The sequence below is a fragment of the Chryseobacterium sp. SG20098 genome (genome assembly GCF_031844745.1).
GTDB lineage: Bacteria > Bacteroidota > Bacteroidia > Flavobacteriales > Weeksellaceae > Chryseobacterium > Chryseobacterium cucumeris.
The window spans coordinates 1,976,203-1,989,765 of record NZ_CP134622.1 but is presented as its reverse complement, the minus strand read 5'-3'; the positions used below and the strand labels follow the sequence as shown (position 1 = coordinate 1,989,765).

The 13,563-nt window shown below is 34.2% G+C and carries 16 protein-coding genes; 7 read left to right on the top strand and 9 right to left on the bottom strand.

Annotation, left to right across the window (positions count from 1 at the left end; translation table 11 throughout):
- The first annotated feature begins 756 nt into the window (after positions 1–756).
- From RHP76_RS09075 to RHP76_RS09050, 6 genes are all read left to right on the top strand, one after another.
- On the top strand, positions 757–2,199 hold the full coding sequence (locus RHP76_RS09075) for a helix-turn-helix transcriptional regulator (RefSeq protein ID WP_311230015.1): 1,443 nt from the start codon (positions 757–759) through the stop codon (positions 2,197–2,199).
- An 846-nt stretch (positions 2,200–3,045) separates the two neighbouring features.
- Positions 3,046–5,004: a beta strand repeat-containing protein gene (locus RHP76_RS09070; protein WP_311230014.1), complete on the top strand. Its 1,959-nt coding sequence runs from the start codon at positions 3,046–3,048 to the stop codon at positions 5,002–5,004.
- Between the two features lie 340 nt (positions 5,005–5,344).
- Positions 5,345–6,052, top strand: coding sequence for an aspartate/glutamate racemase family protein (locus RHP76_RS09065; protein WP_311230013.1), 708 nt, complete (start codon positions 5,345–5,347; stop codon positions 6,050–6,052).
- A 46-nt stretch (positions 6,053–6,098) separates the two neighbouring features.
- Positions 6,099–7,055 carry a BPSS1187 family protein gene (locus tag RHP76_RS09060; protein WP_288443292.1) on the top strand — a complete coding sequence of 319 codons (957 nt, stop codon included), beginning with the start codon at positions 6,099–6,101 and terminating at the stop codon, positions 7,053–7,055.
- 334 nt (positions 7,056–7,389) lie between these two features.
- Positions 7,390–7,740: a heparan-alpha-glucosaminide N-acetyltransferase domain-containing protein gene (locus tag RHP76_RS09055; RefSeq protein WP_311230012.1), complete on the top strand. Its 351-nt coding sequence runs from the start codon at positions 7,390–7,392 to the stop codon at positions 7,738–7,740.
- A gap of 26 nt (positions 7,741–7,766) precedes the next feature.
- Positions 7,767–8,498: a heparan-alpha-glucosaminide N-acetyltransferase domain-containing protein gene (locus RHP76_RS09050; protein ID WP_311230011.1), complete on the top strand. Its 732-nt coding sequence runs from the start codon at positions 7,767–7,769 to the stop codon at positions 8,496–8,498.
- Between the two features lie 77 nt (positions 8,499–8,575).
- Here the strand turns inward: RHP76_RS09050 and RHP76_RS09045 are convergent, their stop codons facing one another.
- The 4 genes from RHP76_RS09045 to RHP76_RS09030 form a co-directional block, all read right to left on the bottom strand.
- A complete protein-coding gene (locus RHP76_RS09045; protein ID WP_311230010.1) occupies positions 8,576–8,929 on the bottom strand; it encodes a dimethylsulfonioproprionate lyase family protein in 354 nt (117 codons plus the stop codon).
- 19 nt (positions 8,930–8,948) lie between these two features.
- Positions 8,949–9,368 carry a DoxX family membrane protein gene (locus RHP76_RS09040; RefSeq protein ID WP_120232020.1) on the bottom strand — a complete coding sequence of 140 codons (420 nt, stop codon included), beginning with the start codon at positions 9,366–9,368 and terminating at the stop codon, positions 8,949–8,951.
- 155 nt (positions 9,369–9,523) lie between these two features.
- Positions 9,524–9,631, bottom strand: coding sequence for a helix-turn-helix domain-containing protein (locus RHP76_RS09035; RefSeq protein ID WP_311230256.1), 108 nt, complete (start codon positions 9,629–9,631; stop codon positions 9,524–9,526).
- Positions 9,609–10,316 (bottom strand): AraC family transcriptional regulator, encoded by a 708-nt coding sequence (locus RHP76_RS09030; RefSeq protein WP_311230009.1) that lies wholly within the window; start codon positions 10,314–10,316, stop codon positions 9,609–9,611. The genes RHP76_RS09035 and RHP76_RS09030 overlap by 23 nt, the downstream gene beginning before the upstream one ends.
- Positions 10,317–10,481: 165 nt before the next feature.
- Here RHP76_RS09030 and RHP76_RS09025 point away from each other — a divergent pair, with 165 nt between their 5' ends.
- The gene (locus tag RHP76_RS09025) at positions 10,482–10,994 is read left to right on the top strand and encodes a thioredoxin family protein (RefSeq protein ID WP_311230008.1); all 513 of its coding nucleotides are present in this window, start codon (positions 10,482–10,484) and stop codon (positions 10,992–10,994) included.
- Positions 10,995–11,030: 36 nt separating this feature from the next.
- Here the strand turns inward: RHP76_RS09025 and RHP76_RS09020 are convergent, their stop codons facing one another.
- The 5 genes from RHP76_RS09020 to RHP76_RS09000 form a co-directional block, all read right to left on the bottom strand.
- Positions 11,031–11,498 carry a hypothetical protein gene (locus RHP76_RS09020; protein WP_311230007.1) on the bottom strand — a complete coding sequence of 156 codons (468 nt, stop codon included), beginning with the start codon at positions 11,496–11,498 and terminating at the stop codon, positions 11,031–11,033.
- Positions 11,499–11,784: 286 nt separating this feature from the next.
- On the bottom strand, positions 11,785–12,387 hold the full coding sequence (locus RHP76_RS09015) for a hypothetical protein (protein WP_311230006.1): 603 nt from the start codon (positions 12,385–12,387) through the stop codon (positions 11,785–11,787).
- Positions 12,388–12,524: 137 nt separating this feature from the next.
- Positions 12,525–12,920 carry a DUF7674 family protein gene (locus RHP76_RS09010; RefSeq protein WP_062674152.1) on the bottom strand — a complete coding sequence of 132 codons (396 nt, stop codon included), beginning with the start codon at positions 12,918–12,920 and terminating at the stop codon, positions 12,525–12,527.
- 51 nt (positions 12,921–12,971) lie between these two features.
- Positions 12,972–13,103, bottom strand: coding sequence for a hypothetical protein (locus RHP76_RS09005; protein ID WP_262486817.1), 132 nt, complete (start codon positions 13,101–13,103; stop codon positions 12,972–12,974).
- 82 nt (positions 13,104–13,185) lie between these two features.
- Entirely contained in the window at positions 13,186–13,542 is a 357-nt protein-coding gene (locus RHP76_RS09000) for a DUF7674 family protein (protein ID WP_311230005.1), read from the bottom strand.
- Between the last annotated feature and the right edge of the window lie 21 nt (positions 13,543–13,563).

Below are 13,563 nucleotides of genomic sequence, written 5' to 3'. Positions count from 1 at the left end.
TTATCATAGATACAGCATTGGTATATCATAGGTACATCATTTGCGTGTTTTTATTGAAAAAATAAGTTATAAGAGGAAAAATTATTAATAAATTAAACCTCTTCGTAGTGAATTAAAAAAGAGGGTGCTATCTTTACTTTTTGTCTTGGTTGCTTTTTATCAGCTTACTAAAAGAGGTTGAAAATGAAGATTGGTTTATCAATATAATTTCAAATCACGGTTTATAGAGGAGAAATGAATGTGTTATTGATTTACATTAATAAAGAGACAGATAAATATGTTGATTCTGTACGGAATTTTTTTTGCTGCCAGGTGGAAATAGGTGCTTTTATAGCAGATGTCGTGAAGTTATATCATGTGTTATGAGTCTTTATTAATGGGTATTTAGATGTATGATGTATGTGTGATGTATGTTGTTTTTATGTATTTTTTATTACTTTTTTTAACCTTGTGAAAAATAAAATAGATACGTGTATAAGAAAAGTTACCCACTGATCTCCTCGTGAGATTCTGAATTTTGCATAAAAATTAATATCATCCGGAAAAGGGTGAATTTTATAATAACTGTATTACATGGAACGGAAAATTATGATGGATAGGGAAGTATTGCCCTGTTTTTTTCTGTAATGATTATGCCTTCCAAATTTGTAATTATTGATCTGAATAATAGTTCTATTAGGTCATTATCAGTAGTTTTTTATCTTCAATTAACTATTTATTATTATGTTCTTTTTAAAAAAAATCAATAAAATAATTTTGCTTTCCTTACTACTATGCTGTTCAGAATTATTGTCCCAACACTATACAGAAAGTAATATTGATACTTTATTGATAAAAACAAACGAAGTACTTCGGACAAGAATATCCGACGATGATCTTATCCGTTGGAATAAACGCATCATAAAAGAAGCAATCCGGATTGGCTACCGTGAAGGAGAGGCAATAGGGTATACCAATATTGCCAACCGGTTTATATTTGGAGGTGATGTAAAGAAGGGGCTGGAATATTTAAAGAAGGCTGAAGATATATCCAGGAAAAGCAATAATAATTTTCTTTTTGGTAAAATTAATCAGGAGTATGGCCAGGTTTATAGTAAAATGGATGTGAGCAGGTTGGCTTTGGAATACAATTCAAAAGCGATGAATTATGGTTTGAAGCTGCGAAAAGATAACCGGGACTGCCGCCTGTTTTTACGCTATGTCTATTCAACCAGATCTGTATACATGTATAAGATAAAACACCCTGATTCTGCCATTATTTATCTCCATAAATCTATGAAAATAGATGCAAATCCTCTCGATATAGCTAATATTGCACAACACTATACTTTATTTGAATCGAAGCCTGATTCTGCTTGGTATTACTTTCAAAAAGCTTTTACGATTTTAGAAACCAAGAACTTCAAACATAACAAATACCAGAGAGCTGTTGTTTTACAGAACTATGGGGTATTTCTGCACAGTCAGGGAAAAATCAGCGAGGCCATCGATTCAATTAAGAAGTCGATCGGGCTTGCAAAACAGGTCAACAGACCCAAGCTTATTCTTGACAATTATAAGGAATTGTCTGCACTTTATAAAAAAGAAGGTAATTCTGATAAAGAAAATGAATATCTGAACAAATCGATCTTATTGCAAGACAGCTTGGATGCCAACCAAAACCAAGCCATAGATCTTTCCATTAACATATTGAATAAAGAAAGGGAAAATGAAAAGGCTCAACTTAAAAATGAAAATAATACCGCTTTGTGGTATAGTGGTATCTCCATGTTTTTAGTCATTTTAATTGCTGTTTATTTTTATTTGCGTATAAGAAAAAAGAAAAAAAAGCTTGCGGAAAGCGAAAAAATAATTATTGAAATAGGAAAGGAAACAAAAGACTTAAAAAGAAAACTCAGTGAAAATTATGAGCATATTATTCAACTCGCCAAAGAAAAAAAGGTTGATTTTTTTCCAAAATTTCAGGAAACCTATCCGGAGCTATATAAGGAATTGTTAAAAATAAATTCTAATCTTTCCAAGTCGGATTTAGCTTTTTGTGCTTTGATATGGCTAGGCTTTTCTTCAAAGGAAATTGCACATTGTATCTCTATGGAGCACAGATCTGTACAGACAAAAAAATACAGGATACGGAAAAAACTGAATCTGGAAAGCGAGACAGATCTGTATCTTTTTTTCAGATCTATAACGGAGCCATAGAAATTTTGAATAGCATAATGAAACATTCAGCCTTGTATTATATAGATTTTCATTTTATATTTATTAATTTAATTAAGAAATGAGCTGTATACCAGCTTTAAGAAAATGTGTTTTTATTATGTCATAAATAATCTATTATCTGATTAAGGGGATAATGGGGTATAATGCTTTTTTTTCAGGTACTTGCGATTCTGTCATCATATTATTTCCTCTTCTGAGTTATCGTCAAGGAATTTAATACTTTTTCTTATGATATTAGAATTTTGAGTTTTTAATAAATTTATCATAAAAAGAATGGAGCTGCTGAGCTTTCCGGTTAGCTTTTTCATACCGATTAATAAGCAGCTTAAGGATAATTCTCTTAATTAATCAAAATGTTTCTTTTTTGAATGTTAATAGATGTTCAATATCATTTCGGAACTTTGCTGTCTACTTTTACTTCAGGCATATTAACCAGTTAATTTGATCATTTATTATTGGGGAGCAATACTCCTTATTTCTATGATTGAAAAAAATAAATAACTGTTTGTTATATTATTAACTCTGAATACAGACGTTTTCAATTTGCTTTTTGTTAAGTATAAACAAGTAATTTATTGTAATTTTTATAAAAATATAGCAGGTATATTAAATATATTGTTTTTGTGAATTAGTAATGCTTTTATATGAGTTTTATAGTATTTGAGATATGATGTACTATTGATGTATGCGAAATGCATGTGTGTTGTATGGTTCTATTTTGAGCTTCATTTTAAGTGTTCTAATATTGTTGATGTTATTTATAACATTATTCACACACAAATGATTTTTTTTAATATTAACTAATTTTTTAAAATTAATTCACAAATGATGAAAAAAAATTTATTACTAACAAGTATGTTTGTTATCTTTTCCCTGTTGGCCAAGTCACAAGTGGGGATTAATACAGCGAATCCTCAGGGAATACTTAGCGTTGATGGGCTAAAAAATAACCCACCCACAGGAGTACCTACCGCAGCTCAGGCTAAAGATGATTTGATGATGTCCCCCAATGGTAATCTGGGGATTGGTACAATTACTCCCGGTACAACATTGGATGTGAACGGAGCGATTACCAATCGTGAAACAACATTGGATGTTACAGGTAATTCTGTTACTATTCCAGCTAATGTAAGTCAGGTACAACTTACAGGGTCAGCTACCGCTGACGTAGCTGTTGTAGCCCCTGCAGCTCCTAATGCAGGTCAGCGCCTTATTGTCTACAATAATACCACAGGTGGGTTTGGAGCTATTTTGAATGGCGTTACTGTTCCCAATGGTAAAGCTTTAGAATATATATACAGTAACTCTGGATGGAGATCTATTGATGGTGGTTCAGGGGGAGTTTCTTCTGTCAATATCTATAATGCGGATGGAACTATTACTGGTCACAGAAAAGTAATACAGGGAGCTAATACCTTAACATTTACAGGTACAAAGACCAATGCCTTTTCTGTGGATGGAAGTACCTTTTCTGTGGATGCGGCTAATGACCGTGTAGGTCTCGGTACTACAACACCCGATACCAAACTTACCATCAGTACACCAGATAATAGCTTTGGATTGAATCATACCAATGGTACAGTTAATCTGAAAACATATATCGGAGGAGGTGTAGTTTCTGTGGGGACCACTACAGCTAATGATCTGAGATTTACTACCAATAATACTCAGAAAGTGAGTATTACCTCAGACGGAAATGTTGGAGTAGGCACTGTGACCCCCACTAATAAACTGGTGGTAGCTGGGAGCAATGCCCAGCCTTCTGCACTGGGTACAGCAACTACCAATGCCACACTTCGGGTTGATGGAAACAGTAATCATGCTCTTGATTTCGGAACCTATGCAAACTCTCCTTATGGATCTTATATTTCAAGCCAGAACAAAACAGCTGCTACAGGACTTCCTCTGGTGTTAAATCCAGCAGGGGGGAATGTAGGTGTTAACACAACCCCGGGTACAGCAATGGATGTGAATGGAGCGATTACCAATCGTGAAACTGTACTAACTGTTTCTGGTAATAATGTTACCGTTCCGCCTAACGTAAGCCAGGTACAGCTCACTGGTGCTGCTACAGCAAATGTGGCTATTTCGGCTCCAGCAGCTCCAAATGCGGGCCAGAGACTGATCGTTTATAATAATACTACAGGAGGATTTGGAGCTACACTGGATGGCGTTACCGTTCCCAATGGTAAAGCACTGGAATATGTTTTCAGTAATTCTTACTGGAGATCTACCGATGGGGGTACTGTTGGAGTAAGCTCAGCTAATATTGGAGATATTAAGGCAAGTTTTTCAGTTTCTGATCATAACGGATGGGTAAAACTAGATGGAAGACCAACAGGTGGTCTGACTACTACTCAAAGAGCTGCGGCAAATTCTTTAGGTTTTGCATCATATATTCCTAATGCCAGTAACTCTTACTTAGTACAGGATGGTACAAGATTGGGAAGTATTAACAGTAACAACTCCCGTATAATAGCAAGGAATCAATTGCCTGATTTTCAGTTATCCGGTACAACCAGTTCTGCTGAGCCTACTATAAAGTATGATATTATCAATAACAATGGTAGACCAGCAACTGATACTTATTCATATACCTTCTTAGCTGGAAAAATTGGTACAGGTACGAGAAATCTTGATCATGTTAATACTAATGTATTATACCAGAATCCGCACTCCCATTCATTTAACACAAATAGTGTAAACGGCGGTGTAGCGCAGCAGTCCATCAATATACAGCCTCAAAGCTTAAGTGTGAATATGTTTGTTTATTTAGGGAAATAAGTAGCATATCTTATCAATAAAATATAGAAATATAAGATCTGTAATTTAGTAAATAGAAAGATAAGGATTTCTTATTTATTGAAAATCTGCAATATAGGTTTTTGATATGAGACCATTTTCAAGATATAAAAATAAGCTATGCTTTTTGGTATAGCTTATTTTCATTACGAATATAATCTGCAATGGATCGTAGCCTAATTTTAAGGTACTTGAAATTAGGAATGAATAATTTAAAGATTATATGAAATATTATTAAGATAAAAATAAAAAATACTTCAATTAATTTATGTTTAATTACAATACAAGTTCTACAGAAAATCATCAAAATATGCAGCATCCTATGTTACGAAAATTAGGTCTTATCGGAGGTCTTTCCTGGCATTCAACGCTGGAATATTACATGTACCTGAATCAAACCATCAATGATCATTTCGGTAATAATACAAATCCTCCTCTTGTATTAGTAAATCTTGATCAGTATTGTATGCATCAGTTACAAAAGTCGGATCAATGGGATGCAATAGCAAGAATGCTGATTGAGGCTTGTGATCAGTTGTATAAAGCCAGAGCATCTGCCACAATGTTTTGTGCCAATACACCTCATAAAGTGTATCACGATGTGCAACGGCATAGCATGATTCCCATACTGCACATTGGAGATGCAATAGGCGCTGCAGTCCGGAAAAAAGGGCTCTGTAAGGTTGGGCTTATTGGAACAATATTTACCATGGAGGAGCCATTTATTGCAAAAATCCTAAAAGATAAATATGATATTGATATAATGGTACCCGACCAAGAGAAAGACCGAGAAAAGCTTCATACCATTATACAAAAAGAACTGTCTCTTGGTATTTTAAAGCCTGAAACAAAAAAATACATATTGGATCAGATTGCAATTCTGGAATCAAAGGGTGCGGAGGGTATTATATTAGGATGTACTGAATTTCCCCTTATTATAGGGCAAAATGATCTGAATATACCGATATTCAATACCACATTGCTACATGCTCAAATGGGAGTAGATTTTATCCTGAGATCTGATTTTTAATATTTGTTTAAAGAGTTTTGAATTGTTTAATTTAATTATATATATTATGGAGAAAAAAATTTCGTTATCTGCTATTGCGACATTTATTTTACTTGTCATGGTAAGTTTGTCCGCAAATTTGACAGCGCAAAAGGTAAGTCCGACTATTGATTTTTCAGCATATAAAAGACTCAAGGTGAAACCCAGTGAAGCTGACCCTTCAGTAAAGAATTGGGACAGTGCGCATCGTGTAATTTATGACAAGGCCATTAAAAACAATAAAGTGTTGTTATGGCTTACGGGAACCGGAGGATCAACTGATCATGTTCCTCAGAGCTTTTTTAAAACAGCATTGGACCAGGGATACAGAATTATTGCACTCTCTTTTATGAGTGCACCTGGAGTTTCGCAGGTCTGTAAAGGTGATTATTTGAGTCAAGATGTTGACTGTGCTGCTGAGTTTCGTAGGAAACGTATTTATGGTGATAATACTTTTCTGCCTATTCCGGATCAGTATCAGGATGCCATTATCCCTCGCCTGACAAAACTTTTACAGTATTTGTCGAAAAATGATAAAGAGGGTGTCTGGTCTCAATATCTGGATCAGAACACAGGTAAACCTCTTTGGAGCAAAATTGCCATCGCTGGTCAATCCCAGGGTGGAGGAATGGCTGAATTTATTGCCCAGCATGAGTCTGTAGCAAGAATTATCAGCTTTTCTGGTGGCTGGGATTACAGTGATTCTAAAACAAAAAAAATTGCAGGCTGGTACTCTCAAAAACTGGTGACATCACCCCAAAATGTTTTTGCAACCTACCATGTGAAAGAAGGTGCTTCAACAGAGCTAGCGAAAATTTGTAAAGAACTTCATATTCCTGCAGAGAATGTTTTTGCTTTAGATCAGCCTATTAGTCAGCAATCCAATAAGCCTGTTCATGGTAATCCCTATCATACGGAAGGTATTAAAAACCCGGAGTATAAACCGATCTGGATAAAAATGCTTGGTTCGGGCTATGATTTCTAAAAGATCACATTATGGTTCCGAGTTATAAGTTTAGATATGATAAGAACTCTTCCGGATGGAAGAGTTTTTTTATTAAAGGATAGTGAGTATTAACCGTTTCACTTTCGGACAATTCAAGGGAAAATTACATACTTGAACGTTGGAAATATTATTCTAATTAATAGTGGAGTAGGTATTTAAGTATTACTGTTTTATGAAAATTGATTCATGAATTATGAGAAGTGGTTTTAATTTGTATATTTGATTTTTTATTTAGAATAAATAAAGATATAATTTAAGAAAATCATTATTGAATACAATTTTGTCCATCTAATCCAAATTCTCATTAAAAACTATGGAATCACAAAACAAAAGAATCCTTACTCTGGATATAATAAAGGGTATAAGTGTCATCGGAATGATCATTATACATACTTTATTGGTGTATGCCAATGTAAAATCACAATATGAAACAGCTGTCGGCAGTTTTATTGTTTTTCTTGGAAGGGGAACTTCCATTTTTCTGATCTGTATGGGAATTACTTTCATGACTTCCAGCCATCAAAGTCTTAAAAGTGCTTTAAAACGAGGTGTTTTATTGGTGTTTGCTGGTCTTTTTATGAACTTTATGAACTTTATGATTCCTGTGATTTTTAATTTTGCTCCCGATAATTTTATGCAAAAATACGATGGCATGCGCCTATAGAGCAGCAGTATGTATATCTGGTGCAGTTGGGTGATATTTTACAGCTGGCAGGAATGTCTTTATTGTTTGTCGGATTTATCAGAGAATATGTGAAAAATAAATACATTATGCTGGCAATAGGTGTATTCGTTGCATTGATCTCCAGGGAGGTAAGCGGGCTTACTCTTGATTATCCTGTGATCAATTATGTCCTGGATCTTCTTTTCAATACCGATTATCCTGCCTATGTCTATTTTCCTGTTTTCCCATGGATGGCTTTTATCATCATCGGAATGTTTTTTGGAAAATGGTTTCAGGAATTGAACTACGATACGCAACAGATATTTAGAAATATGCTCTATATAGGCTTGTTATTCATTGCTATAGGGGCACCGCTGGTTTTTCTGTATGGAGATTATCATTACAATGGTTTTTATCATATGGGCCCTGGAGGTGTTATTTATTTTGCAGGCTGGACTTTACTGTTTTTATGGTTAATCAATACCATGACTACCAAAGTTAAAGAAAATCGTTTTATACGTGTCTTAAAATACTGCAGTAAAAATTTAACCTCAATGTATATGATCCAATGGATACTGATCTCATGGGGAAAAGGAATTTTCGGATACAGACAACATGAAATTGGATATGTATCAGTACTTATTCTATTCCATATCATGCTCACATTTTCAGTACAGACTTTGGTAGATATTATAAGAAAGAAAAAAACATTAATAGATTTCAATTCACTATCACCGGACAAAACAGCTTTGAAATAATAAATGCAACCCTATTTTTTTGAATTATAATAAACCACAGTAAAAAAGTTTTACTGTGGTTTTATCTGGCTATCAGCCTAAAGAATTTCCACTTCTTCCGGTATAATAAAAAGAATGATACAGCCCTGCTCTGACTTCACGGCATGTTTGAAATTTGGAGGAGTGTATAAATAATCACCACTTTCAAGCCGGGCTTCTGCAATAATTGCATCACCTTCCATGATAAACAATTCTTCTCCTGCAGGATGATTGTGATAAGGATAGCTGGCTCCTGGTTCAAATTTTAAAAGAATACTGGTAGAACGTTTTTTTTCAGGATCAAATTTCAAAGATTTTACAAAAATCCCTTCATAATGAATCCCTTTCTCAATTAAAGGCTGCCATTCTTTCTGTTCTGTTTTTACGATGTAATCGTGGATGTTGGTGTTCATAATATGTAAATTTTAATTGTTATTGATGTAAAAGTTGGTCTAAACTCCATACGTAACGGGGAAAAGTACGCAGAAGAAACGCTCCGGCACTGAATGCGAAGACTGAATAGTCCAGAGGCTCTTTAATTCCAAAAGAAATGCTCATGGCTATTGCGAAAAATAAAGAGAGAATAGAGGCGTACGTTGCTGTTCTTTTTATCTGAAAACCTAAAAGAAGCAGGATTCCGATTGACAGTTCAGCAATGGTAGATAATATTGCAATAATGGCTGCCCAAGATTGTGGTAAAAATGAATTGGTTTCCGCGGTATAATGAACAAAATTTTTCCAGCCGGAAGATTGTGCTCCCCAAAGATTCATTCTGCTTGCCACAGCAGATAAAAATCCGACAGCCAGAGCAATTCTTAATAAAAAAACGGCGGCATCCTGTTGCGTTTTCATACGTATAATTTTTAGGTTTTAATTACAGTACAAAGTTCAGCGAAAGCCGTTGCCTAAAGAATAGACAATTCTGGAAAAAGCATATAATATCTGAGGGAAGAGGGAAGTTAATAAGAGGCTGTTAATTTTTTTTCTTCAGACTGAAACTCCTTTTTTTACATTTCCTTTACCGCTTTCTGATACTCTTTTGGAGAACGTGAGGTATGTTTTTTAAAGAAGTTTGAAAAATAGAAAGGATCATTAAAGCCTAGCTGGTAGGCGATTTCTTTTACGGTAAGTTTTTTCGTAGAGTAAAAGTCTTTTGGCTTCGGAGATGGTAAGACTGTAGATCACATTCTGAGCCGTTTTGTTGGTATGAAGTTTTGAAATCTCATTCAGTTTGGCTTCAGTAGTTCCAAGAAGATTTGCAAAATGAGAGACCTGATAATTGTCTTGGAAATGATCTCTTACACTTTCAAGGAATTTTAAAAATAAAGCATCCGGTTTCCAGATTTCATCACCATTGGCAATTTTATTGCGGTTGATTTCCACCAATAGCAATTCAACCATAGAATGCGTAGAGATCAGATACTGGTAAGGCTGTTCCTGAATTTCTTTTTCAATAACATTCAGCGTTTCAGTAAAAAATGAAGGGTTTTGTATAGCAATCATTTCATTCATTCCAAAATGACAGAAAAGTCCGTTGTGGAAAATAAGCTCAATATCATTGTCGCTTTTACAGAAATAATCCAGCGTGAATTCCAGAGCAGTCACTTCTCCTTTCACCGATTTTAACTGATGAAACTGCCCTGAGGTAATCGTTACAACTTGCCCGGCTGTCATGATGAAAATATTTTCATCAATCAGAATTTCTGCATTTCCGGACTGGCACCAGAATAAGGTGTATCTGATGACTCTTCTTGGTTCAGAATGCCCGGACTGATGAGAATATTTTTTTATTTCAATCATTTTGCAGACCTGTTAGAGATTGGGGTACTTCTATTTTTATACTGTGAAAGAAATTTCTTTGTTAAAGACGAAATTACAAAATGTTTAACTAAAATGATTGAAAACTAGAATTATATTATTGATAAAAATACCTAAATTCGTTTAAGTTTTAAATAAAAATTCAAAATGAAATACTCTAAAATTATTATCGTTGCAACCTTGTTACTGTTCCAGTTGGGAGCAGCACAGGAAAATGCAGATGTTGTATTAAATAAAGCTTTCACAGAAGCTAAAGCAGGAAAGAAAAATGTTTTACTGGTGTTCCATGCTTCATGGTGCAAGTGGTGCAAAATGATGGAAAAGAATATGGATCTCCCTGAAACCAAACCTATTTTTGATAAAAGATTTGTCAACGCATATGTAGACGTTCAGGAAAGAGGTGATAAGAAGAGCCTTGAAAATCCAGGCGGGCAGGAGCTTATGAATAAATATAAAGGCGGAAACGCGGGGCTTCCTTTCTGGCTGATTCTAAATCCAAAAGGAGAAGTATTGGCAGATTCTTTTGATGCTAAAGGAGAAAATCTGGGATCACCTGCGACACCGGAAGAAGTAGCCACTTTCATTGCCAAGCTGGGGAAAGCCTCAAAACTAAGTAATGAAGAGTCACAGATTATAGAGAAAGTCTTTGTAAAGAAATAAAAATAAAATCCCGGGAATATTACCTGGGATTTATTTTTATAATGAAGGTACATGAAGTTTATTATCTTTCCATATTTCTTTGATGGAATCATTGGTTTCTATTCTTTCTGGAATAAATTTTTTGTCGATTTCATCAAATGCTTTTACATACAATTTAAAATCACCCACATTGAATTTTTCATAATATTCAATGTCTTCACTAGAAAATAGAAGTTCCCAATTTTTTTGTGTTTTCATATGCTTATACAGTTCATAATATTTAATTTTATTCATAATCTTTCCCCGTATACTGCTTAATGCCATATCCTGAGCCGTGACCACGCATCCCATTTTCTGATAATAGATTAAGGTAAACTTAGAATAATAACGGTATAAATCTACAATCCTTTTGTCATTTCTATCTATAAGAGAAGATATTGTATTGATTCTTATAAATGTACTTCCGTTAACCGCCAAATAAAACAGTTCATCATTGGTTGCTGTTTTATCAATTTCATTATACATTTCGGATAATTTGGAATACTTGTCTGTATCATAATCCTCTTTAATCGTTAAGTCAAAATATTCTTTATCTATAGGGTCGATAAGTTGTTTTAGCTGGTCGGAAATCTAGGCATTGAATAAGTATAATGAAAACAGAAAGAATAGTGAAAATTTTATTTTCATGGTATGGTTTATCAATAAACGATCTTTGACATATATTATTATAGAAGGTTTATCAATGAAAACTTCCTGGATCTTAATAAGACAGGAAGTTTTTTTAGTTTAATAATTAAGAAATGAGGGGTAACTACCATTCTTTATAAGAATATTCAATATTGCTCCATAAAACCTGATCTCCTGTTTTGATCATTTCAGAAGGAGTAGAAAATATATTGACAAAAATATTTTCGTATTGGGTGGTCCCAAAATGAGCGCTTTTAGTAATCAATAGGGCGTCATGATCATCTCGGGGGACTTTTTTAACATATCTGTACGTTCTTTTTAAAGTGAACGAAGAAGTGTCTTTATGGAAATCACCAATGTAAGTTGGCTTATTATTGTTATTCTCTTTGATCATTACAGAATCATTCACCATGGTAAAACTGTAAGTAAAATCTGTAGTTGAGTTTTCTGACAGCAACTTGATAGTCTTGTTTTTAAGATCAAGGCTTATTTTTTCCCAGGCGGGTTCCTGATACAGACTCCAATACTTGTTGAGATAAGATTCATCCGGAGTAGATTTTTCTCCTTTTGCCCCCTGGTACAACACGGTATTTTTTACAACATAGCTTTTAAATTGAAACTGGTAAACATTTTTATCAACAGGTCTCGGATCATCAATCGTATTGTCATTATTCTCACATGAGATCATCGATAACGACAGCATCGCAATGTAAAATGGGTATTTCATCGGTACTTTTTGCAAAAATAGGCCTTTTACACGGACTTGTGAAATAGAATAGGATGAAAATTCCCTGTAATAGGCACCAAAAGTAAAAAGACGAAAGAGCAAATGTATGGATTCGTCTTTTCGTCTTTTAATTTCATTTATTTTCCAAAATACATCTGATCCTGCTTCTGTTGTTCATTATAAATGATCTGAAAGCTTACAGGCATATATTGGTAAAGAAGTTTCCAATGTTGGATCTTTGCATGTTTTTTAAAACTTTCGAAAGATCTTACAAAAAGGTTTTCAATCATGGTTCTTACATAAGAATTCCCGTTTCTGTAGATCCAGTCCATCAGCTTGATGTGATGGGCAATGATATTGATCTTCGATTCTTGCAGCAGGTGCTTCAGATAATTCACGGTAGCCTGCATGATCCCGGCGAAATTGTCCTGTACAGACAGCTGGGTGATTTCATTGCGAAGTGGCGGATAGAAAAATTTTAAGTATTCAACAGCTATTTTTTGATTAATAGTTTGCATTTGTACTTTCATCATAATTAAGAATTTTTCAAACACTTTATATTGCAGCGAAATGTATACCAAAATTTAAAGACAGGCTGCAAAAATAAATACTCCGACGATCACAGCGATGTGAGTGAGTAATATTTCTGCATTGTGCCTGTTAGTAGTGGTTTTCCAGGTTTTCCAGTCTGAAATTCTTCTGATTTTATTTTTCATAATCTATTGATTGTGAGTTATTTTTATTTTTGTTTAATTTAAACACTTTGTAATGAAACGGATAAAAAATGTAACAAAACGGTTATATGCCGTGAGTGTAAATTTGTCTTGAATATACTTTCTGAAGGTTGGCAGAAATGTGACTAAAAATCACTTTTCTGTATTTTTCACTGCAGAAAGCGGTACAATTGTCCAGAGAATAAATAAAAGTAGTTTCAATAGCATTCTTCAGTACCGTGTCTCCGTCAGTATAAATTTTGTCCATTTTTTGTAAACTTCTGAACAGCAGATTTCTGTCATTCTGGCGGATCATATTTTTAATACGTTCCGTAAACGTCCGGATAATGCTGTATGAGTTTTGAATTTTAATTTCTTTTACTTCGTTTTCAAAATCGGGAACCACATCAGTGATTTCCTTTACGGCTTGTAAATAGTTCATCGTATTATATTTTAATGGTGA

Excerpts from the sequence above, each read along its gene's own strand:
- RHP76_RS09070 (WP_311230014.1), top strand. The coding sequence starts at position 3,046 with ATGATGAAAAAAAATTTATTACTAACAAGTATGTTTGTTATCTTTTCC.
- RHP76_RS09065 (WP_311230013.1), top strand. The coding sequence starts at position 5,345 with ATGTTACGAAAATTAGGTCTTATCGGAGGTCTTTCCTGGCATTCAACG.
- RHP76_RS09060 (WP_288443292.1), top strand. The coding sequence starts at position 6,099 with ATGGAGAAAAAAATTTCGTTATCTGCTATTGCGACATTTATTTTACTT.
- RHP76_RS09055 (WP_311230012.1), top strand. The coding sequence starts at position 7,390 with ATGGAATCACAAAACAAAAGAATCCTTACTCTGGATATAATAAAGGGT.
- RHP76_RS09045 (WP_311230010.1), bottom strand. The coding sequence starts at position 8,929 with ATGAACACCAACATCCACGATTACATCGTAAAAACAGAACAGAAAGAA.
- RHP76_RS09040 (WP_120232020.1), bottom strand. The coding sequence starts at position 9,368 with ATGAAAACGCAACAGGATGCCGCCGTTTTTTTATTAAGAATTGCTCTG.
- RHP76_RS09030 (WP_311230009.1), bottom strand. The coding sequence starts at position 10,316 with ATGATTGAAATAAAAAAATATTCTCATCAGTCCGGGCATTCTGAACCA.
- RHP76_RS09025 (WP_311230008.1), top strand. The coding sequence starts at position 10,482 with ATGAAATACTCTAAAATTATTATCGTTGCAACCTTGTTACTGTTCCAG.
- RHP76_RS09020 (WP_311230007.1), bottom strand. The coding sequence starts at position 11,498 with ATGTATAATGAAATTGATAAAACAGCAACCAATGATGAACTGTTTTAT.
- RHP76_RS09015 (WP_311230006.1), bottom strand. The coding sequence starts at position 12,387 with ATGAAATACCCATTTTACATTGCGATGCTGTCGTTATCGATGATCTCA.
- RHP76_RS09010 (WP_062674152.1), bottom strand. The coding sequence starts at position 12,920 with ATGATGAAAGTACAAATGCAAACTATTAATCAAAAAATAGCTGTTGAA.
- RHP76_RS09005 (WP_262486817.1), bottom strand. The coding sequence starts at position 13,103 with ATGAAAAATAAAATCAGAAGAATTTCAGACTGGAAAACCTGGAAAACC.
- RHP76_RS09000 (WP_311230005.1), bottom strand. The coding sequence starts at position 13,542 with ATGAACTATTTACAAGCCGTAAAGGAAATCACTGATGTGGTTCCCGAT.